Annotated in this window: 18 protein-coding genes; 2 read left to right on the top strand and 16 right to left on the bottom strand. The window is 61.7% G+C overall.

Annotated elements, in window-relative coordinates:
• The first annotated feature begins 61 nt into the window (after positions 1–61).
• Together D0550_RS13910 and D0550_RS13905 are read left to right on the top strand one after the other, a co-directional pair.
• A complete protein-coding gene (locus tag D0550_RS13910; RefSeq protein WP_116809799.1) occupies positions 62–550 on the top strand; it encodes a DUF6644 family protein in 489 nt (162 codons plus the stop codon).
• Between the two features lie 12 nt (positions 551–562).
• On the top strand, positions 563–1,030 hold the full coding sequence (locus tag D0550_RS13905; protein ID WP_116809798.1) for a DUF6644 family protein: 468 nt from the start codon (positions 563–565) through the stop codon (positions 1,028–1,030).
• A gap of 5 nt (positions 1,031–1,035) precedes the next feature.
• On the opposite strand, the gene D0550_RS13900 is transcribed toward D0550_RS13905, so the two are convergent.
• The 16 genes from D0550_RS13900 to D0550_RS13825 all read right to left on the bottom strand — a co-directional run bounded on the left by D0550_RS13900 (position 1,036) and on the right by D0550_RS13825 (position 22,384).
• Complete coding sequence (locus D0550_RS13900; protein WP_116809797.1) at positions 1,036–2,004, bottom strand: cytochrome-c peroxidase; 969 nt, start codon at positions 2,002–2,004, stop codon at positions 1,036–1,038.
• A complete protein-coding gene (locus D0550_RS13895) occupies positions 2,004–3,335 on the bottom strand; it encodes a peroxiredoxin family protein (protein ID WP_116809796.1) in 1,332 nt (443 codons plus the stop codon). Before D0550_RS13895 ends, D0550_RS13900 begins: the two co-directional genes overlap by 1 nt.
• Positions 3,336–3,540: 205 nt before the next feature.
• Positions 3,541–6,093, bottom strand: a complete 2,553-nt coding sequence (locus D0550_RS13890) for a TonB-dependent receptor plug domain-containing protein (RefSeq protein ID WP_116809795.1) — start codon at positions 6,091–6,093, stop codon at positions 3,541–3,543.
• Between the two features lie 170 nt (positions 6,094–6,263).
• Positions 6,264–7,868, bottom strand: coding sequence for an ABC transporter substrate-binding protein (locus D0550_RS13885; protein WP_116809794.1), 1,605 nt, complete (start codon positions 7,866–7,868; stop codon positions 6,264–6,266).
• Positions 7,861–8,772, bottom strand: a complete 912-nt coding sequence (locus tag D0550_RS13880) for a DUF427 domain-containing protein (protein ID WP_116809793.1) — start codon at positions 8,770–8,772, stop codon at positions 7,861–7,863. Before D0550_RS13880 ends, D0550_RS13885 begins: the two co-directional genes overlap by 8 nt.
• 18 nt (positions 8,773–8,790) lie before the next feature.
• On the bottom strand, positions 8,791–9,597 hold the full coding sequence (locus tag D0550_RS13875) for a DUF427 domain-containing protein (protein WP_116809792.1): 807 nt from the start codon (positions 9,595–9,597) through the stop codon (positions 8,791–8,793).
• A gap of 8 nt (positions 9,598–9,605) precedes the next feature.
• The gene (locus D0550_RS13870) at positions 9,606–12,011 is read right to left on the bottom strand and encodes a TonB-dependent receptor plug domain-containing protein (protein WP_116809791.1); all 2,406 of its coding nucleotides are present in this window, start codon (positions 12,009–12,011) and stop codon (positions 9,606–9,608) included.
• Between the two features lie 14 nt (positions 12,012–12,025).
• Positions 12,026–12,790 (bottom strand): DUF427 domain-containing protein, encoded by a 765-nt coding sequence (locus D0550_RS13865; protein ID WP_116809790.1) that lies wholly within the window; start codon positions 12,788–12,790, stop codon positions 12,026–12,028.
• A 149-nt stretch (positions 12,791–12,939) separates the two neighbouring features.
• On the bottom strand, positions 12,940–13,752 hold the full coding sequence (locus D0550_RS13860) for a phosphate/phosphite/phosphonate ABC transporter substrate-binding protein (RefSeq protein WP_153067163.1): 813 nt from the start codon (positions 13,750–13,752) through the stop codon (positions 12,940–12,942).
• Positions 13,749–14,399, bottom strand: coding sequence for a thioredoxin family protein (locus D0550_RS13855; protein ID WP_206606272.1), 651 nt, complete (start codon positions 14,397–14,399; stop codon positions 13,749–13,751). The genes D0550_RS13860 and D0550_RS13855 overlap by 4 nt, the downstream gene beginning before the upstream one ends.
• A gap of 20 nt (positions 14,400–14,419) precedes the next feature.
• Entirely contained in the window at positions 14,420–16,504 is a 2,085-nt protein-coding gene (locus D0550_RS13850) for a protein-disulfide reductase DsbD family protein (protein ID WP_116809788.1), read from the bottom strand.
• Entirely contained in the window at positions 16,501–18,099 is a 1,599-nt protein-coding gene (locus D0550_RS13845; protein WP_116809787.1) for an ABC transporter ATP-binding protein, read from the bottom strand. Before D0550_RS13845 ends, D0550_RS13850 begins: the two co-directional genes overlap by 4 nt.
• A complete protein-coding gene (locus tag D0550_RS13840; RefSeq protein ID WP_116809786.1) occupies positions 18,096–18,893 on the bottom strand; it encodes an ABC transporter permease in 798 nt (265 codons plus the stop codon). The genes D0550_RS13845 and D0550_RS13840 overlap by 4 nt, the downstream gene beginning before the upstream one ends.
• The gene (locus D0550_RS13835; RefSeq protein WP_206606271.1) at positions 18,890–19,900 is read right to left on the bottom strand and encodes an ABC transporter permease; all 1,011 of its coding nucleotides are present in this window, start codon (positions 19,898–19,900) and stop codon (positions 18,890–18,892) included. Before D0550_RS13835 ends, D0550_RS13840 begins: the two co-directional genes overlap by 4 nt.
• Positions 19,897–21,426 (bottom strand): HAL/PAL/TAL family ammonia-lyase, encoded by a 1,530-nt coding sequence (locus D0550_RS13830; protein WP_116809922.1) that lies wholly within the window; start codon positions 21,424–21,426, stop codon positions 19,897–19,899. The genes D0550_RS13835 and D0550_RS13830 overlap by 4 nt, the downstream gene beginning before the upstream one ends.
• Entirely contained in the window at positions 21,395–22,384 is a 990-nt protein-coding gene (locus D0550_RS13825) for a fatty acid desaturase (protein ID WP_116809785.1), read from the bottom strand. The genes D0550_RS13830 and D0550_RS13825 overlap by 32 nt, the downstream gene beginning before the upstream one ends.
• Positions 22,385–22,400 lie beyond the last annotated feature (16 nt).

Raw genomic sequence — 22,400 nt, 5'->3', positions numbered from 1 at the left:
CGGGCCGCGTCCACTCACCAGCCCACGGCGCTCCCGCCGTGCGCAATAACTAAAGAACGGCATGTCTGCGTCCGCAGTGATCCAGCACCTATATGACTCGCAGATCGCCACCTCGATCCGCGAATCCAACGACCTTTTTCCCGTGCTGCAGACGTTTCACATCGTCGGCACCATCCTGCTCGCCGGCGCGATCGCCATCGTCGACCTCACTTTGCTTCGCGTTCTGTTCCGCGGCACGGCGCCGGAAACACTCACGCGCTCGCTGCTGCCGATCACATGGCTGGGCTTCGCGGTGATGCTGATCAGCGGCGGCTTGCTGTTCGCCGCTCAATCGGCTCGCATCTACACCAATTTCTTCATGCAATTGAAGCTGGGCTTGCTGGCCATCGCACTGCTCAACGTCGCGCTGTTCCACGCAACGACGTTCCGCAATGCCATCCGTTGGAACGATGCCAGCGAAGCGCCTGCCAGCGCTCGCGTCTTTGCCGCTGTCTCCCTGGCCTCGTGGACCGCCGTGATCGTCACTGGCCGATTCATCGCCTACTTCTGAGTCCTGCCCACTATGTTTCTTTACGATTTCTTCGTATGGCTGGGCGAGACCACGATCGGCAGCTACCTCAACCAATCCACCGCCGCCTTCGCCGCAACCGAGTCTGTACACATCATCGCATTGTCCGTGGTCGGTGGCGCCGTGCTGATCACCCATCTCGCAGCACTCGGGCTGACGCTGAAGCCGTTGGCCCCCGCGACTATCGTGTGCAACCTGCAGCCGGTCGCGTCCATCGGCCTGGTGATCGTCACCCTCTCCGGCCTGCTACTCGTGGCTGCCGGACCATTCAAGTACTACACCAACCCTTTGTTTCCCGTGAAGCTCGTGCTGCTGGTCGCAGCGTTGGCCGCGCATACGTGGCTCACTCGCCGCCTCGCACATGGTGACGGGACGTCTGGCGCCATTCGCGCACTCGCGTTCACTTCCCTTTTGCTGTGGACCGGCGTCGTCATCGCCGGCCGCTGGCTGGGCCTGATCTGAGTCGCTCAGCGCTGTGCCGTAGCCTGCGTGGTATAGCGCCGATCGGTCAGCGCCACCAGGAAGTTCTCGAGATCTTCGAGCTCACCCGGCGTGAGTTGTAGCGGCACGATCGACGCATCTCGTCCCTTCTGACCGGGAACGATTTTGTCGGGCTCGTTGTAGTACGCGATTACTTCACGCAGCGTCTGAAACATCCCATTGTGCATATACGGAGCTGTCACCGCGACATTACGCAGTGTCGGCACCTTGAACTGACCGTCGTCGGCCGGATTGGCAGTGACATTGCCTCGCCCACGATCACTCAGCTTGCTGCCGTCGAACAGGCCGATGTTGCGGAACCGCTCCGAGGTGAAGTCGGTGCCGGAGTGACAATCGGCACATTTCGCCTTGCCGATGAACAGCAGCCGGCCGCGCTTGGCAGATTCGGAGATCGCCGAGTCGTCCCCGAGGTTGAAGCTGTCGAAGGGAGTATCGAAGCTCTGCAGCGTTTTCTGGAATGCAGCCAGCGCCCGCCCAATCGTGCGTGGCGTGATCTTGCCCTCGTACGCCACCGCGAATCGATCCTTGTATTCGTCGTTCGCCTCGAGTCGCGCAATGGCCTCGGCAACGGGCAGATTCATCTCGACGGGATTCTCGATGGGAAAGATCGCCTGATCTTCCAAGGTCTCGGCGCGGCCATCCCAGAACATCGAGGTGCGGCCACCGACGTTCAACAGCGTCGGTGTGTTCCGCTCGCCTTTCGCACCGCCGACGCCGAGGCTGAACGCCACGTCATCGGCGAACGCCGTCTCGGGCTTGTGACAGGACGCGCAGCTGACCGTGCGGTCGCTCGACAGCAAAGGATCGAAGAACAACTTGCGACCCAGCTCGACGCGGGCGGTAGCGCGCTCCTGCGTCGACTCGCCTGCCGCCAGCACCGGCGCCGTCCCAAGGACGGCGCCGAGCAAAGTCACCCAATAAAGCGAACGTGACATCAGGGCCCTGTGACCTGGCTCACCGTCGAGTACGGATCGGGCTCGGCGATGAGCTCGTCCAGCACCTTGTTGAACTTGCTGACGTAGTCCTTGAAGTACTGGCCGGTCACTTCACCGGTATAGCCGGTGTAGATCTCGCGCACCTCGCCCCTGCGGTCGATGAGCAGCGTCGTCGGGAACGCAGCCATGTAGTTCAAGCCCGCCAGCTTCTCGGTCGCAACCTTCTTGTCGGCAATGCCGCCGAACACGATGTCGTACTGGATGTCGAAGTAGCTCTTGAACTTGCCGAGTGTCTTCTGGAAGTACTCGAAACTATCCTCCTGCTCGAAGGCGATGGCGATCGCTTCGACGCCGCGCTGCTTGTTCTGCTTGAACCACGGCGACAGGAAGTAGGTTTGATCCGTGCAGTTGGGGCACCAGGTGCCGATCACTTCGACGATCACGACCTTGCCGCGATATTTATCGTCGCGCAGCGACACCGGCTGACCCTTCAGGTCCGGGAAGGTGAAATCAATGCGCGTCTGGCCGTCCTTCAAGCGGGTCAGCTTGTACGGATCGGCCAGCTCCACGTTCTCGTTACGCTCGCCTTCGAAGCGAGCGACGTTGTAGATACCACTGCCCGACGAGCCCTGCAGATTGCCATCCTCGTCCAACGAGCCCTTGATCAGGCGCGGGCTCGGACCGCTGAAGTGCGACAGATAGAACCTATTGCCCTGCACGACGCCTTCGAGCTCGCGCGTATCGCCGACCGAAGTCATGATCACGCCACTTAGATGCGTGCCGTTCTGTTTGAACAGACCGACCTGATTGCGGCGGTTGTCACGCTCGTTGCTGGCAGCCTCACGCAGCTGCGTGTCGTCGGCCTGGCGCAGGGCCCACTTGCCGGTCAAATCCACCTCTGCGGCCGCTTGCTTGGCAGGCTCGACGAAGCGCCAGCTCTTGCCATGCTCGGCAGTGAACGGCAGGTTGCGAGCGCCGTTGCGCTTCGGCACGAGGTCGCGGTACTCGCCCTGAATGTGCTTGCCATCGACGACCTTGAATACCAGTGCCGCGTCATAGGTATTCATCGGCACGGACAGCTCGTCGTCGGAGACGCGCTCCACGACAAAGTTGTCACGGCGTGTGCCATTGATCAGCGAAAATTTTGCGCCCGCCGCGTCCTTTCCCTTGACCTCGAAGTTGAATGGAATCGCCTCGCCGTCGACGGTGAACTCGCCGCGCCACACGCCTTCACTCGGGAATTTCTTGGTGCCGGCGAACGCCGACGCTGCCGATACGCAGGCGGCCAGCAGCACGGCCGCCTGGCCGACCCTCAACGCGCGTTTGATCATGACTCCACTCCTCTATGTTCCGAAATCGAACTCACGCCAGGTTGCAAACCGGTCACAAAACCTTGGGGTGCAAATTACGTCGCACCACTATAGTCGGGCCTCATGCGCGACAAACGTGCGCCACGCTGTTTCATGCATGATGTTTTCTCATGAGGAAACAACTTCAGCTCCATAGCAGCCGCTTGTTACCGATTGCAAACCGCCCTCAGAAGCGAACGCCCACTCGCGCGTAGATTTGCCGCCCCTCGTTCTCGTACGGCGCTCCTCCCGGATAGCGGCGTCCGTTGTTGCGCACGGTCACCAATCCGACCTCCTGGATATAGTTGTCGAGGACGTTCTCGACGCCGAGCGTGATGCCGACGCTGTCGCTGAACTGATAGTTTCCGATCAGGTCGAGGAAGGTCTCAGCACCGATCTGCTCGTAGACGTAGGGAATGGTCGTGTTCGCGACATACGTCCACTCGCCGAAGTGTCGACCGCGAGCGGTAAACTGCCACTTGCCGAATGCATAGTCGGCGGACAGATGGCTGGTGAAGCGCGGAATGGTCTTCAAGAAAGTGACGCGCGCCTGCTCGTCAAGCAGCACCGGGTCATAGTGCAGATACTCGGTGTAGTTGTAATTACTCGCCCAAATAATTCCCAGCGCGCCGGGTCCTGCCGAGCCCTGCCAATTCGCGACCAAGTCGAGCCCGGTCGTGCGAGTGTCGAAGCTGTTGGTGTAGAAACTGACATGCGTCAACTCGTTCGCCAGCGGCACATTGGCAGCGACCAGCTGCTGTCGCTGGGCCGGCGTCAGCTCGAATGCGGTGGACAGCCCGATGCGGTCGTTGACGTCGATTCGATAAGCGTCGAGCGTGACCGACGCCCCCTTGAAGGGCCGAAGCACCACGCCCAAACTCACATTCAGCGACTCCTCGGGTGTGAGCGCCTTGCCGCCGAACAGCGCCGCGGCTTGAGAGTTCGAAGGCAATTGCGCACGCACGTCGACCGAGCGCGTCGCTAACGGATTGAGGTTCGGATTCTGTCCGACGTTCTGCAAATACTGCTGCCCCGGCGTCGGCGCGCGGAAGCCGGTGCTAACGGCACCGCGCAGGCTTATAGCTTCGGTCAGCTCGAAGCGCGCCGCGAGCTTACCGTTCGTCGTCGTGCCGAACAGCGAGTAGTCCTCGAAGCGTCCGGCCACTCCCACGTTGAGGCGATCTGTGAGGTTCACGTCGAAGTCGACATACGCTGCCGTGTTGTAACTATCCCAGCTCCCGGCCGTCGCTGGATGAGCGCCTGGAAATCCATTCGAGGCCGGCGACAGGTCGCGCAGCGGGCCCACCGCCCAGGATGCATATTCGCCAGCGGTGATACGAAACTCTTCACGTCGATACTCCAGACCGAAGCCCACGTTGATTGGACGGGCAAGCGCGGTTTGCCACTGGTAAACGAAATCCAGATTGACGTCCTGCTCCCGCTGCTCGCGGCCGCCATTGTCGAACTCTGTCGGCGACTGCGAGCCGAGCGACAGATTGATGGATTCCTTCAACCAGTATTCGATGCGGTTACTGCCGGCCGCCGCAGAGAAGTCCCAGTCGAAATTCGCACCCACGCTGCCCTTGAGTCCCGCAACCACACTGTAGTCGCGAGTGTCCGAGCCGAACCGCGGCGTGAAACCGCCGGGATAGATGTCGAGCAGATTGAAGTCGGGATCGGTGGCGGCCCAGGTATTCACCCCGTCGGTCCCAGCGGTCTGATAGATGGAGTGTTTGCCGTTGGCTTTGATGTTGTAGCCACCGTTGCGCGCGAACGTGACGACGTTGCCGTCGGCATTCGGCCCGGTCACGGTGAGTGAGGGCCGGTAGTTGAAATCAGCGACGCCGGTATCGTCGGCGAAGCTGCCGAACGCGTACAGCTGCGTGCTGCCGGTCAGGTTGAAACCGGTATTGACGAATAATTTCTTCGTCTCCTGCTCCGGCAGTCCGTACCGCTGCACCACCTTGCCGATGTTCCGTACGGCACTCGCGTATGGTTCGCCTTGGGCCGCAATGAGCGCAGCCTGCGGACGTTGAATGCCGTTGTTCGTGGCATCGGCGTCGATGTATTCCGCTGCGAAGTTCAGATGCCCGCTGTCACCGAACCGAAAGCCACTCGACCAGCCGACCTGCAGATTCTGTCCATCCCCGCCGCTGTACTCGCCGAACTGCACATACGTGTCGGTGCCAGGCTGGTCGTTCGGGATGAAATTGATCACGCCCGCAATTGCATCGGAGCCGTATTGCGCAGCTGCTCCGTCACGCAGCACTTCGGTGCGCTTGAACGCGTTCGCCGGGAGCAGTGCGAGATTGACTGCCTGCGCGCCGCGCGCCGTGACATCTACGAATGCGGATCGATGAAAACGTTTGCCATTCACCATCACCAGCGTGTGATCGGGGGAGAGATTGCGCAGCGAGGCGGGCCGCACGAAAATCGAGCCATCGGATGTGGGCAGGCGCCGCACGTTGTAAGACGGGATTGCCGCTTGCAGCTTGCTGCTCAGATCGGGCATCGCGGTGCGTCGCAGATCGTCATTGCTCACGACATCGATGGGCACGTTCGACTCCAGGACCGTGCGCTCGGCACGCCGCGTTCCCGTGACGATGATCTGCTCCAGCCCGGTCGCCCGCTCTTCGCTACCCGCACCCTCGGCTGCAAGCGCCGCGTCGTGCGAGCAGGAAAGCGCCACTACGATGGCCAGCGCGACTCGTGATGACGAGTGAACCAGTGACAGCGCCATGAATCCCAACTCCCTGTTGTTCTGCTTGCGCTGACTCTATCCACGGCATGAGATTGCATGGAAATAGCGAAATTCCATCACGACATGCTCGGTTACAGACATGTGACTGTTTCGTATCCTTTGTTTCCTCCTTGCTATGTGACCGCGCCGTTACACGCCATCGAGCCGGATCACGCCCGCCACGCCCTCGCCAGCGAGACCCAACCGAATGGATTCGCTTCCACGTCCCGCAGGCGGGCGTCGATCGGCATCAACACGTTGCGGAAGAACGGCACGACCATCGGGGTCTCAGCCAGCAGCAGTTGCTGCATGTCACGCGCGATGACGCGTTGAGAGTGCAGATCCAACGTGCGCTGATACTGCGCGAACAGGCGATCGAACTCCTCATTGTGGAAGCGCGCAGCATTCCAGATGCCCGTGCTGGACAACGCGGCGCCGAGATAGACGTCCGGAAAGCCGCGTGAGGCGTAATCCGTAATTGCCAGCGGCGAATCGAGCCACGGCGAGGTGCCAAACTTCGCGCTGCCGTAGTACTTCTCGAGCGCATCGATTCTCAAGGAAAGGTCCACGCCCGCTTCCCGAAGCGCCGACTGCACCAACACAGCGTAGTTCGGAATCTCCAGCCAGCGCGGAGCAACGAGTGGAAACGGGAGCGTTCTCACGCCGGCGGCCTGAAACAATGCCCTCGCCTTCTGCAGATTCCGCCCGCGCTGTGCCACGGAGGCGTCGGTCACACTCAGCGCCGGCGCAAGAGGCGCATCGTTTCCCAACTCGGCGAATCCTCGATACAGCAGGCCAATCAATCGCGGCCTGTCGATCGCCAACGCGAACGCTTCGCGCACACGCCTGTCGTTGAACGGCGCGACATCATTGCGCATGTGAAGCTGGAAATGCGCGCTCGACGGCAATCGCTCGATACGAAACCGTCGATCCTTCAACAAGGGCTGCGTGGCGAACGCGGACACGAACGCGAGATCCACGTCACCAGACAGCATCGCCAAAGTCTGAGATGGCTCGCTCGGATGGAACGACGCCTCGATCCGTTCGGGCAGCACCGCCCCGCCCCACCACTGTGGATTGCGCGTCAGCACGACGCCTTGATTGGCGCGATAGCGTTGCAAACGGAACGGGCCGCTGCCCACAAAGCCGCTCTGGAAATTGCCGCCGTTGCCGTTCGGCAGGATGGCCGCGTTGATGTGATCCGACGAAACGTAGTAAGGAAAACTGGCGTTGGGCCGATCGAGATGGAACTCGACCGTGTAGTCGTCACGACGCTGCGTGCCGCCCTTGGACAGCGTGCCTCGAAACAATGAGGCTCCGCCTGAGCCACTGGCTGGATCTGTCAAGCGATCCATCGTCGCGACCACATCGCCGGCGGTCAGCGGTTGTCCGGAGTGAAACAGCACTCCGCGGCGCAGGCGGAAGGTCCAGACCGATCCATCGGCGTTGGGAGCCCAGCTCTCGGCGAGCGATGGCCGTAATCCATCCGGCCAGTTCGTGACCAGAAATTCCGCCACCTGTGTCAGCAACAGGATGCTGGTCGCATCGTTCGAGCGCAGTGGATCGATGGATCCCGCCGGCGCATGTGCCGACAAGCGAATCACGGCGCCGGCACGCTCTTGCGAGTGGGAAGATCTTGGCCATCCGCTGGCAAGCGCGACGCCCGCGCCGATGACACTGAGCCGACGCAGCAACTGCCGACGCGTCAGCCGCCCCGCATCGAACTCATCGACCAGATGATGCTCCAGCGGCGTCGCATGGCGCCGCCTAAACATAGAACGCGTCGGCGCCTCCGTTCCATCGCTGAGCAACTTCCTTCACGCCATCCACATACACGGCATCGACGTTCTCGTTATAGAACGACAACAGTCCCGCGATGCTGCTCACGCCTGGAAATGTATGGGGATACGCCCAGACGATATTGTCGTAAGTGCGCCCGCCGATGCTCGCCGACCAGTACGATGCCTCGCCTTTATACGGGCAGCGCGTGTGGCGGTTGGTGCGCTCAAGAAATTCTTCTCGCACGTCGGTGCGAGGAATGTAATAGCGCGGACGCAGCCCGGTTTCGTAGACGATCACGGGCCTTCGTGTATCGGCAATGACCTCACCGCCCAGCTCGATGCGAATGTGACGCGAGCTCGGCAAGGCATCGACTCGATGGTAAGGATCGCGCGGATGCTGGTAGATCGTTTCCTCCTCTTCCAGCCATTCGTCTGCTTTGCGCCAGACGAAACCGACGTGATCGGCCAGAGTCTCGGTGCCTGGCAAGGGCTCGTCATAGGTCAGCGCGGCGTTCTCATAGCGCTTGCCGCTCGCCTCGATGTGATGGAACGTCACCGGGCCGGCACGTCCAACGGCTTCGTCCTGACCGCTGAAGGTGAGCAGGTCGCTGCGTATGTCGGCCTTTGGGAAGAAATAAGCTGGCGCCTTCCAACCGTTCGGCACCAGCTCGTGCACCAACAAAGCACGTTTGGTGTTGCCAACGACTACGTTGTTGAACTTCACGCGGACCCAGCGTGGGCTCGGCTCGATGAGGATGCGATTGGCGCTGACGTTGTCCGCCAGCACATCGGCCGGACGGACCAAACTGGTGCCCACAGCGGTCACCGCACCGATCAGTGCGGTCTGCTGCAACAACTCTCGACGGGTCAGCAGGATTCTGCCGAACGAGCTACTCATGATGCTATGTGCCTCGACTCAAACATAGAAGGCATTGGCGCCATCGTTCCAGAGCTGGCCATCGTCGGCCTTGCCGTCGATGTACGCAGCGTCGACTTTCTCGTGATAGAACGCCAGGAAGCGCGCGATGTGCTGCACTTCAGGCAACGGCTGCAGGTACGACCACACGATGTCTTCGTAGATCTTGCCGCCGATGTGAGCCGACCAATACGAAGCATGGCCCTTGTAAGGACAGCTGGTTCGCGACTCGGTCCGCTGCAACAGGTCTTCACGCACATCCTGCATCGGCAGGTAGTAGCGCACGCGCAGGCCGCTTTCGAACACCAGCACCGGCCGCCGACTTTCGGCGATGACCTCGCCGCCCAGGACGACTTTGACATGGCGCGAACTGGGAATCGCATCAACCCGCTTGTAGGGGACCCGTGCGTGACGAAAGATCGGCTCCTCCTCTTCGAGCCATTGATCGACTTTGTCCCACACGAAACCAACGTGACCTTTCAGCGCCTGCGCATTGGCTGTAGGCGCCTCATAGCTGAACGCCGCATTTTCATAGCTGCGCCCTTGCGCGTTGATCGTGAAATACGTCGTCGCGCCGGCGCGGCTTGCGTCAGGATTCTCTCCGGAGAACTGCAGCAGGTCGGTCCGCACGTCCGCACGCGGGAAGAAATACGTGGCGAGCTTGCGATGCTCGCCCGTCTCGTGCACGAACAATGCCCGCTTGGTGTTGGCGATCACGACGCCGTTGAACACGACGCGCACCCAACGCGGCGATGGCTCGATGAGCAAGCCACCGCCGCGGGATTGCGTGGAGTTTTTCTGGGCCATGTCGACTCCTAAAAGCTATACGCCAGCCGCGAGTACCAGAACGCTCCCTCCGGCGCGACTGCCACCGAATTGCCGTACTGGACCCGCGCGGCAGGATCGATCACGCGGTCCGGACGCTCGTCGAGCGCGTTCTCCAGGCCTACATTGATCGAGAACTTCTGGTTCGGGCGGTAGCTGATATCGATGTCCGTCTTCCACAGCGCCGAGTAAGTCTGATCGAGTGACGGCGTGGTCGCGTGCGGCGAGATGTACGTGCCGAATCGCGACTCTGCCAGGAACACCGACCAGGCGCCGAGGGAATAACGCGCACCGAGCAGCAGGCGTGACTCCGGATTGCCGCGCTCCATGAAGATACGTTGTGAGCGGCCGAACACATCGAAGCCGAACGGGCTAGCCTCCACATCAGTCACTTCGGTCTTGTACTTGGCGTAGCTCGCCGACAGTTCCAGCTTGCCGCCGGCCAACTCGGCAAAGTAGCGACTGGCGACGTCGAAGCCGCGCGTGCGCGTATCGGCGGCGTTGGTGAAGAACTGCGCGGCTGCGTAGTTCCAATAGCCCGCCGCGTTCAATACCGACTGTACTGTCGCGCCGCTCAAGCGTTCGCTGAGCGTGATTCGATCGTCGACTTCGATCTGATAGGCATCGGCCGTAATGGAGAAGCTGCTGTTGGGACGAATCACGAAGCCCACATTGATGTCGGTCGACTCCTCGGGCGTCAGCCTGCGAGCGCCGAGCGCCTGTGCGACCGGATCATTGACGGGCAAGATGCGCGTCAGCGCCGGCGTGCCATCCGCCGCCAGCACCGTGCCCGTGGAAGTAGTCCACGAGGTTCCAATCTGTCCTAGAGACGGTGCCCGATAGCCGGTGCCGATCGTTGCGCGCAGCGCGATCGCGGGCGTGATCTCATATCGACCCGACAGCTTCGCGTTGGTGGCGGAACCGAAATCGGAATAGTCCTCGGCGCGGCCGGTTATGCCGAGCTTGAGCTTGGACGTGAACTGCGCTTCGAATCCGACATAGGCACTGCGTACGTCACGCGTGAAGGTGCCCGCATCGAGCGGACGCATGCCCTGTCCCTGGAATGCACCGGTGTTGGCGCGACGCCCCGCGTTCGGGCCATCCAGGATGGGTACGCCGCCATCGGCATAGGATTCGTAGTCGCCCGCGCCGAGCGTGTATTCCTCGTGGCGATAAGCGATACCCGAGGACAATGTCAGCGGGCCATGGAAGGCGCTGACCGCGAACTCGCGCCGATAGTCCAGCGCGACATTGGTCTGCTCGTTCTTCAAGGACGCGACCAGGAAGCTGGTCGGGCTGTCCAGACCGAAGCTCGGGTTGATGCTGTCGTAAATGTGCTCGTCGTGATCGTCGCGGCCATAGCCGGCACTGAGATCGAAATGACCGAGGCTATCGTTGCCAAAGCGCGCCCCGAACGTGCCGGAAATATCTTCGTTGCGATACTTGTACCAGGGATGCGAGCCATCGGGATAAATCGCGCGCACCGTCCAATCCGAGCGCGGATACAACACGCCGATTACGTTGTTGCGTGAATCGCTGTTGCCGTAAGTCGCAAAGCCGTAAGCGCGGACGTTCTCACTCACATCGGCTTCGCCATTCAGGGCGACATTGATGCGAGTCCGCTCCGGAGAGCCAACTTTATGCTGCCGATTGACGGTGGCCTCGCGCGGATCGCCATCGAAATAGTGAGCCGCCAGATCCGGGCGCGAGTTGTCGGTCGGATCGTAGTCGATGACATCGACGCTCGCGGTCAGAAAGCCATCGCCGGGCAGTTCGAAGCCGGTCGAGCTGCCCACCGAGCGACGCAGCCCATCGCCCTGCGAGAACTGCCCCACTTGCACGTTGAAGTCGGTAGCGGTGCTCGACTTGAGCACGATGTTGATCACGCCCGCGATGGCGTCCGAACCGTACTGCGCCGACGCGCCATCACGCAGTACTTCGATGCGCTCGATGGCACTGAACGGGATCGCATCCAGATCGACCGGCTGCGCGCCGAGCCCCAATCCAGAAGAGATTTGCACGATCGAGGACGCATGCCGACGCTTGCCATTGATCAGCACCAGCGTCTGATCGGTGGATAGGCCGCGCAGCGAGGCGCCTTTGGGATTCTGACCCCGCGTGGTCGGCTGGTTCTGTGGGAAATTGAAAGACGGCACCAGCTGCCACAAGGCCTGATTCAGCGTGGTGGCACCGCTTTTCTGCAGCTCTTCGCCCTTGAGCACGTCGATTGGTGCGGTGCTGGTGAGCGCGGTGGTGTCGCTGCTGTAGGTGCCGAGCACGACGACGGTCTCGAGATTGTCCTGAGCCTGCGCGGTAACCGCAACCGAGCTCAACACGCCTGCGACGGCAGCGCCGAGCAGCGATCCACGATGTTTTAATGAATACCGAGTACGCATGATGGTTAGTTGTTTCAGCTGGCCACCGTGAGTCTGCGATTCCAGCGCAACTCGGCGGGCTCCTGTTCACCGTCGACATACACCGCGTCGACCTTTTCGTTGTAGAACGCATACAGGCCGGCGATCTTCGGCATCTCCGCGATCGGGCTCACGTAGCTCCACACGATGTCGCGGTATTCTTTGCCGCCGACCTTCGCAGTCCAGTACGACGCTTCGCCTTTGTAAGGGCAACGCGTGTGACTGTCGGTGGGCGTGAGCAGGTCTTCTCGCACATCGAGCCGAGGTAAGTAGTAGCGAGTGCGAATGCCGGTCTCGAACACCAGGATGGGCCGACGGCTCTCTGCGATCACTTCGCCGCCGAGCACGATCTTGATATGACGTGAGCTGGCTACCGCATCGACGCGGTGATAGGGATCGCGCGCGTGACGAAAGACTTCCTTTTCCTCTTCGAACCAGCCATCCACTTTGTCCCACTCGAAGGCAATGTAGTCCTTCAACTGCTGAGCGGCGGCCGGCGGACTCGTGTACGCCCAGACGGCGTCTTCAGCGAAACGCCCGTTGCTCTCGATGCTCCACCAGCGCGCCTTGCCCGCATCTTTCGACTGCGTGGTACGACTGGAATCCACCAGCAACGCGGTCTTGACGTCGGCCTTGGGGAAATAATATTTGGGCAGGCCGCCGCCCTCGAATACCAGCAGTGCGTTCTTGCTGTCCGCTATGGTCACGCCCGCGAAGCGCACACGCACCCAGCGCGGCGTGCGCTCGATATGAATAGACATCGATCACCCTCCCGAAACCCACGGCCGTAGCCGTTACGTCGGAAAAAAGTAGCATGTCTATACAAGTAACAACTGTGCTTTGGGGGAATCCTGAAATGCCGCGGCAGCATGTAACCGCGCGCAGACGCTGAAGTGACCGTATTGAGACTTCAACGCAGCGTCGGATAGCCGCGCTGCTGTGCCTCGCTCTCGTAATCGAGAATGATTCGATAGTCTTCCAGCGAAAGGAACGAGAAATCGCGTATCCGCAGACCGCGCAACACGTCAGCCTTCTTTTGCACTAGCGCCTGCAAATCGGCCTGCAACTCGGCCACGACCTGTTTCGGCACTCGAATCGAACAAATGAACGGTAGCACCGGTGCCGGCGCCGTGTAGCCGATCGTGCGTACGCGGCGCGCCGCCTCGGGAAAGCTTTCTTGAATCAGCGCGAGGCTGACAGGGTCGATTGCAGCAACGTCCGCCGACCAGTCGCCGATGCCACCGACCGCACGCACCGAGGCAAGATGCGATTTCGTGTAGATAACCTTCTCGAAGAACTTGCCACCGTCGGCATGAGGCGCAACGGCGTGACGGAACGCGTTCATACCGCTTTGAGAATCGTGCGTGTTCACAGCGGCAATCTTGCCCTTGCAATCCGCCAGGGTTGCCGCCTCGCTTTGCGCATTGACAATCAGTGCGCTCGCATAGAAAGGACCGCCGCATCCGGCGACGTCGTAATGAGGCGTGGCGACCAGCTGAACCTTATTCGCCAGACTCTTTAGCAGCGGATATCCGCAGGTCTGCGACAGCAGCAGCGAAGGATCGCGCCAATGCTCGAGCAAGTCCTCGGGCTCGACGATGGTGACTTTGTCATGCCAGCCCCGCGAGCGCCTCGTCTCGATCAGCGCGTGCAACAAAGCGTCCGACCGCCGGCGCAGCTCGGCGGTCAACGCGTACATGGGCAATGAGACTCGCCAACTCAACAGCCGCAATCCTCTTCCTTCTCTGCATTCACCAATGGATATTTCACCGCGCAGCCGTATGGCTGGGTCGAGCCCGGCTTGACCGCCTCGCCTTTCTTCAAGCTGGCGAGCACCGCCGGCACATACTGCGTGGCGCGGGTCAAATCCTCTGCTTTGGTGCTCGGCACGCTGTCGATCGCGCCGTTGTAACGCAGCACGCCCTGCGCGTCGATGACGAACAGATGCGGCGTGGTCTTCGCACCGTAAGCATGGCCAACTTTGCCGTCCTCGTCGATCAAGTAAGCAGTTTGTGCCGCCTTCTGTTCCTTGCGGATCTTATTCGCATCGGTGCCGCTCACGTTGCCCTCGCGCCCCTTGGCGGTTGAGTTGACGGTGAGCCAGACGATGTTTTGCGCGGTGGCATCGCGTTGCTGCTGTTGCAGATTGCCGCTGCCGTAGTGCTTCTTCACGAAGGGGCAGTCGGCATTGGTCCATTCGAGCACTACCGTCTTGCCCTTGAACTCTTCGAGCGATCGTGTCTTGCCATCGCTGTCGGTCAATGTAAATGCCGGCGCCGGTTCGCCGACTTTGCTGGCGTGCGCTACCAACGGCGACGCCAACATCCCGACGCACAACAACGCGAACCCATGCAAACTGCGCTTCTTCATGAACTCTCTCCAGAATGGAATCAAGGCGCGGTCAGCGCATCCGTGACCACCTGCGCCGTGAGCAACTGTGGCAGCACAACCGGCTCGCCTCCGGCGGCCGGATAAAACACATAGAGCGGCACGCCATTGCGGCCGAAGGATTCGAGATAGCGACTGATGTCCGGATCCTGACGGGTCCAGTCGCCTTTCAGATAGACGATGCCGGCGCGTTGCATGGCTTGTTTCACCGTCGCCGACGACAGCGCGACCTTTTCATTGGCGAGACACGTGATGCACCAGGCAGCCGTCATGTTCACGAACACCGGCTGCCCCGACTCGCGCAGCTCGCGCAGACGCTCCCCGGACCAGGCCTCGACGCCCGCCTCAGCGGTGGCAATCCGGCTCTGCGCTTCCGCCTCCGATTGCGCGACGATCGAGACGAGACCGTACGCAGCGCCGACGAGTACGACGACGGCTGCAACGCGCGTTACCAACACAGCAGATGTTTTCACCAGCCCTCGCGCTTGATGAAACAGCCACAGCACGAAGCCCAGTGCGATCAGCGCCGCCAGCAGACCAGCCATGCCAACGGTCGAGGTTTGCTCGCCGAACACCCACAGCAGCCATGCAACCGTCAGTAACAACGGAAACGCCAGCAGCTCACGCAGTCGCTGCATCCATGCGCCAGGCTTCGGCAGATATCGCGTCAGTGCTGGCACAGCAGTCAACACCAGCATTGGCGCAGCCATGCCGAGCCCCAGGCTTGCGAAGACCGGCAGCGCCCACCAAGTGGGTTGTGACAATGCGAAGCCGATCGCGGAGCCCATGAACGGCGCGGTGCAAGGACTCGCAACCACGCAGGCCAGCACGCCCGTGAAAAAGGCGCTGCGGTCGCTGTGCCCTTCAGTCAGATGCTGCCCGACGCCAGCCAGGCGCCCTCCCAGCTCGAGCACACCCGCAAAGCTCAGCGCCATCAGGAAGAACAGCACCGTCATGGCGGCTACGAACCACGGCTGCTGCAGCTGGAAACCCCATCCCAACGCCGAGCCGCCCGCGCGCAGACCCAGTAGCAGCCCGGCAATCGCCAGGAAAGAAACAACCACGCCTGCCGCATAGATCGCCCCGTGACGTAGCAGCAATGCACGATCGCCGCCGGCCTGTGCGATGCCGAGCGCCTTGATGAACAACACCGGAAACACGCACGGCATGAGGTTCAAGACCAGACCACCGGCGAACGCCATCAACAGCGCAGGTAACAAGCTCTGCCAGGACGATACACTCTGGGTGCTTTCGCCTGATGTGGTAACCGCTGCGGCGGAATCTTCGAGCTGCGCGATCAACTGCAACCCGCGCCCCTGATTCGTGAGCAGCAACTCGGCCTCGGCCGGTGCCTCGTCGAAATAGTCGCTGAGCTGCTGTCTGAACTCCCAACCCTGGTTGGCCCGTTGCCAGCGACCCGTCACCGAGTTCGCCATGAGTTGTTGAACGGCGGGATACAGCTGCCACGCGCCCAGGTCGGACGGCCAGCCCGCGCCCTCGAAGCGCACGATCACATCGCTGCCCTCGATTCGATAGCTGGCTCGGGACGAAACCATTTCTGGCTGACGCGCTGCGGCCCATTCGAACGCGGAGCTCCAGCGCTCGTCGACAGCGGCGGTCGACGCCACTGGCAACGTGAGCGAATAACTCGCTTCACCGGGAATGCACTCGTACTCGCAGATCAGCCAGCTGGCTTTGGCGTCGAGAGTGATGCTGGTCTGTCCACGCGCGCTCTCCGGAATACTTACGGTCACGGGTAGCAATGCGATGCCACCATATCCGTAGTTCACGATCTCCCCTAGATCGAATCGGTCGGGCACCGGCCAATCGATGCGCTCGGTGCTCACTCCGGTCAGCGAAACCGTGAGTTTGGTCGGCAACCCCGAGTCGCCGGGATTCTTCCAATAGGTGTGCCAGTGCGGATCGTGGTCCAGCCACAATCCCACCTGCAGTGGCTGACCCGGCACCGCCGCCGCGGTCTTCGCAACCACTCGCGAGCGCAGGTGGTCGGTCCGTACGACTTCTGTATCTGCGGAGGCAGCCTGCCAGGCGGTGATCAGAATCAACAATAGCAGCAGACGTTTCATGCCGTTCTCCGCGAGAGATCGTCGAGCGCATCGACGACCGTCGCTTGCAGCAGCTCGCGTGTGTAGGGATGCCGTGGCGCATCCAGCACCTGCGCTGAATCTCCAACCTCGACCACCTCGCCGCGATACATCACCGCGATGCTGTCGGCCAGCCGGCGAACGACCTCCATATCATGAGTAATCAACAGATAACTCACGCCCTGCTGGGACTGTAGGTCCACGAGCAGATCCAGAATGGCGGACTGTGCAATGGGATCCAGCGACGAAGTGGGCTCATCCAGCACCACCACACGAGGTTGGCCGGCGAAGGCGCAGGCGATTGCCACGCGCTGTTTCTGGCCGCCCGAGAGTTGTCGCGGCAGTCGATCGAGATGCTCTTCATCCAGATGGACGAGCCGCACCAGCGACAATGTTTGCTCACGCAGCTCGGCTCGTTTGACGCCCGCTTTGAGCAACGCGCGGCTCAAGGTATAGCGTACGGTGTGAGCTCGGTTGAGCGCGGTGTCCGGATTCTGGGCGACGAAGCGCAGCGCGCTCAGTTGCTCACGCCTGCGCTTCGCTGCATAGCCGACGCCTTCGCCGTCCAACTCGACAATGCCGCGATTTGCGTCCGGCTGTTCCAATCCGACCAACATACGCGCCAGCGTGCTCTTTCCGGAACCCGACTCTCCCACCACAGCAAGCGTGGCGCCGACGCGCAAGCTCAGCGATACATCTTTCAGCGCAGTCACGCTGCGACCGAAAGAGGCAAATGTCTTGTGAACATGCGTGGCCCGCAAACAGATGGGCGCGTCACTGTCGAACGAGCCACGCGCACTCCGCTGGTTGGCGCCGCTCTCGGCTCGAAGCAATGCTGCGACTCTCGGATCCTGCGGAGTTTCGAGCACCCGACGCGCGGCGCCCTGCTCGACCAATTGGCCGTCGATCAGGACACCGATGTGCGAGCACATGCGCCGCACGACGCCGATGTCGTGACTGATCAGCAGAATGGCCGTCGACAGCTCGCTTCGCAGCCTCTCGATCAGATCCAGAATTCCCGCCTCGACCGTGGCATCGAGACCCGTCGTCGGCTCATCGAGAATCAGCAAGCGAGGTTGCGCAGCAATCGCCATCGCGATGACCACTCGTTGTTGCATGCCGCCGGAGAGCTCGAACGGATAGCTGCGCATGATCCGCTCCGGTGCGACGAGCGCCACGCGCCGTAGTGCGCTCAAGGCATGACTCTGAGCCTCTTCCCGACTCACGCCTTGCAACTCGAACACTTCAGCGACTTGATCCCCGATGCGCATGGTCGGATTCAATGCGCGGCCCGGGTTCTGATAAACCGCAGCGACTTGCCGTATCCGCAGCTGACGCAGCTCATCGGGACTGAGTGAATACAGATCGCGTCCGGCAATTCGGATGTGACCGCGCTCGATCGCTGCCTCGCTCGGCAAGTAATGCAAAGCCGCCAGAGCCGCAGTGGACTTTCCCGAGCCCGAAGCACCGAGCAGCCCATATGTCTCGCCCTCGGCGATGCTGAGACTGAGGCCGCGCAACACTGACTCGCGACCGTAGCTCACATGCAGATCGTCGATTTGCAGGACGTGCGTCATCGCGGCTCCCCCGCCAGGTTCTCGGCCACCAGATGGACGCCGATCACCAGGGAAGCGATGGCCAACGCATCGAACGCAACCACCCACCAATAGCCCGCGCCGATCAGCGGATAGTTCTCCGCGATGGTTGCCCCCCAATTCGGCGACGGGGGCTGCAAGCCGAAACCGAGGAAACTCAGCCCAGCGATGGCGAAGATCGCAAAGCCGAACCGCAGCGTGGTCTCCACCAGAATGGGGCCGCGCACATTGGGCAGAATTTCCGCAAACATGATGTGCAGCGAGCTCTCGCCGCGCAGTCGAGCCGCATCCACGTACTCCAGGCGCCGCTCGGTTTGAACCGCGACCCGAACCGCTTGCGCCACGATAGGCGCGAACGCGAGGCCGATCACGATGACGACGTTCAACATCGACGGTCCGAGCGCAACGAGCGCGAGCAGCGCGAGCAAGACCAGTGGCACGGCACGCAACGCATCGAGCAATCGCCCCAGCAGCGTATCCGCGACTCCGCCGTAGTAACCCATCAATAATCCAAGCACGCTGCCGATCAGCACGCCGAGCACGGCGGCCGCCGGCGCAGCCAGCAGGATCTCCGACGAGCCCGCTACCACACGCGAGAAAACATCGCGTCCCAACAGATCTGTGCCAAACCAATGACGACTCGACGGGGCCTCGAGCACGGCGAGAATGTCATCAGTGAACGGATCGTAGGGAGCAAAGTACGGCCACGTCAGCGCCGCCGCGAGCCACAGCGTCACGATCGCCAGTCCCGCACCCAGTGCCCAACGACGACTCATCGCGGCACCGATTGTCGACGCGGATCCATTGCAGCGATCAGGTTGTCACCCAGTGTGGTCACCGCAATATAGATCGCGCCGCTGATCAGGATGCCCGCCTCGAGCACGGGGAAATCTTTGGTGCGCGCCGCGGTGTAGATCAGCTGACCCAGGCCGTCGTAACGAAATAAAGTTTCGACGATGAGCAAGCCACCGATCAGGTGCCCCGTCTGCGCAACGATCACCGCGAATGTCGGACGCAAGGCATTGCGGAGTACGTGACGTGTCACGACCTGATGAAACGGCAAGCCTTTCAGAATTGCCGTGCGCACATAGTCGCTACGTACGGTCTCTGCCACCCCCGTACGCGCCATACGTGCGATATATCCGAACAAGCCAGCGGCGAGCGTCAACGCTGGCAACAGCAGATGTTGCAAACGAACCGCGAAGCTCGCGTTCTCATCCCAGACAGCCGAGATCGGCAGCCATTGCAAGCCGACACTGAGCACGAGGGCGAGCGCCAGGCCGGTGACATACTCGGGAACGACCGCCAGCGACAAGCCAAACAAGCCGATGCATCGATCGGCAACGCTGTTGGCCCGCAGCCCGCACCAGATGCCTGCAGCCAGCGCGAGTGGAATCACGAGCACCAACGTCAATGCAGCCAGCTGCAGAGAATTGACCAGCGCACTGAGTACCAGCGGCGCCACGGGAATCTCATATTGCAGCGAGACTCCGAAGTCCCCGCGTATGGCGCCAGCCAGCCATGCCAAGTAGCGCGTCAACGCCGGCTGATCGGCGCCCAGTTGACGATTGAGCGCGGCGACAGCCTCCGGGTCCGCAAACGGCCCCAGCAACGCAAGCCCAATGTTTCCCGGCAACAGCTCGCCCGCCGCGAAGACCAGGATACTCAGCAATAACAAAGTGGTTACTGCCAGCAGCAGCTGCTTCGCGACGCGTGCCGACATAATTGAGCGTAGTGACATCGCGGTCACCGTTTTGCGCACGTCGGCGGAGGTGCGGCTCATAGCCCCGCACCGATTTCGCTTTCGATCCGCGCCAGCGCACCGGGCTCACGCAGCAGCGCGACGGTGGCCTCGATGTCCGTCGACACGATCCGATCCTCGACGTACAGGCTCGTCTTGGAACGTAGGACATCGAGAGCGGCGCGCGTGCCGAACGCCAGGTGATCGCGCGCCACGAACTGCAACGCCTGACCGGCCGTCAGGTATTCGATGGCCAGGATGCGTTCGACGTTCTCCAGCACCTTCAATGCTTTGAGCGCGCCCGGCGTGGAGAAGCTCAAGTGATCCTCCTGCAGGGCCGAGGTCACGAAGTTCTCGACCACCAGCGGCTGCGCCAGCAACTTGTTCTCCGCCGCGAGCGACGCGGCGGCGTACTGGGCAATCATGAGCCCCGAGTGCTCACCGGCCGCCTCGAGCAGGAATGGCGGCAAGCCGCTGATCGACGGATCGATGAGCCGATAAATCCGGCGCTCGGCGATACCGCCCAACTCCGCCGCAGCCAGTGCCAGCAGGTCCGCCGCGAAGGCCAGCGATTGCCCGTGTGGATTCGCTTGTGACAGCACTCGATAGTTATCGGGTGTGCCGAAGATCAGTGGGTTGTCGGTAGAAGATGCGAGCTCGATGTTCAACTGCCGCTCGACGTGGCTCAGCTGATCGCGCGTCGCGCCGTGGACCTGCGGAATGGCGCGCAGGCTGAGTGCGTCCTGAGTTCTTACGCCTCGATGCCTGGAAACGTGTTCACTGCCGGCAAGTAGCCGACGCAGATTGCTGCCCACCAGTTGCGCGCCAGGATGAGGCTTGGCTGCCAGCGCGTCGGCATCGAACGCATCGCTCTGCCCCCGCAACGCCTCAAAACTCATCGCCGCGACCACATCGGCCCAGCGTGCCAGACGAACTGCATCCGCCATCGCCACACTGAGCAAACCACTGGCGCATGGAGTGCCGTTGACCAGGCTCAGACCGTCCTTCGCGAATAAGTGCAGCGGTTCGAGTCGCGCCTCTGTCAGCGCATCCGCGGCGGCTCGCACCTGGCCGGCGACTTCGATTTCACCCAAGCCCACGAGCGCCAGCCCGATGTGCGCCATGTGCGTCAGATATCCCACCGAACCGCCGGCGGGCACCACGGGCGTGAGACCGGCATTCAACAAACTCAGCAGCGCGACTGGAATCCGCGGGCTGATCCCCGAGCGGCCGTGCGCAAAGTTTTGTACGGCGGCGACCATGATTGCCCGCACTTGAATGGCCGGCAACGGCGCACCGACGCCACATGCGTGACTCTTCAGCGTGTTGAGCGAGAAAGCCACCAGCCGATCGCTCGACAACACGACCTGCGACAAACCGCCGAGTCCGGTATTGACTCCGTATGCACGTACGCCATCACGCACGATGCTATCGACCACGCTGCGTGACGTGGCCATGCGCCGTTCGGCCGCGCCGGACAGGCTTGCAGGCTCGCCTGCCGCGATGGCGACGACGTCCTGCCAAGCGAGAGTGACATCACCGATCAACACGATTGAGCTCGTGGACAGGATGTTCCACCGGACTGAAGGCGTGCCGGCGCAGCCACTTGCCGTAACCCTCGACGCAATAGTTGCCGCTGCGCTGGTCGTAACGCGCACCATTCTCCAGATACAGCTGCCGTAGCCCGTACCAAGGCACGCCCGGCAGATCGTGATGCACCAGGTGATAGTTGTTGTTGAGGAACAGCAGCCGCCAGAGCCAGCCGGCGTCGTTCAATACCGAGCGCTGCTCCACCGCTGCGACCGGGCGATGCTCGTGAAACGAACGCACCAGCGACAACGCCAGCGCCGGATACGCAACGCCCAGCAGATACAGCCACGGCGAAATTCCGGCGACCTGCTTTACCCACACCAGCAGCGCGACGACCAGCGTGACGTGTACCAGCCAACGCACGGCGACGCGCACGTTACCTCGCTCGATCAGCGCGCACTCGCCCTGCACGGCGCCGGCAACAGAAAAAATCGGTCCGACCAGCAATCGTCCGACGATGGTGTTACGGAACCGCAGCAGCGCGCGATACCAGCCGCGATACGAATCCCACTGCGTGCGGGTTACGAAATAGCTCTCGGGATCGGCACCGGGGTAAGTGATGTGCTCGTTGCGGTGATGTTGACGATGACTGTCGCGATACAAGCCATACGGATACCAGATCGCCAGTGGCGCATAGCCAAACAGTGCATTGACCCACGGCCAGCGAGTGGGATGGCCGTGGACCAGCTCATGCTGTAGCGACGAGTACCAGGTGACTAGCACGATGAGCAGTACGATGGTGAGCGGCGTGCCCAATGCCTGCGCGTTCATCACGACGGCGAACCAGCCGCCATAAATGGCTGCAATCACCAGCCAGGTCGGCAACTCGCTGCGCCATAGCCAGCTCGCACGCAGCCGCTCGACCCGGGCCCGTTGACCCTCATCGAGATAGTGCATACTGCTTGACGTGACATCGCCAACCGCCGGAATCGACATGTAGTCCGCTTGCCTA

The sequence above is a fragment of the Steroidobacter cummioxidans genome, from assembly GCF_003104955.1.
The sequence above is the reverse complement of the archived record's forward strand: the minus strand, read 5'-3'. Positions and strand labels throughout refer to the sequence as shown.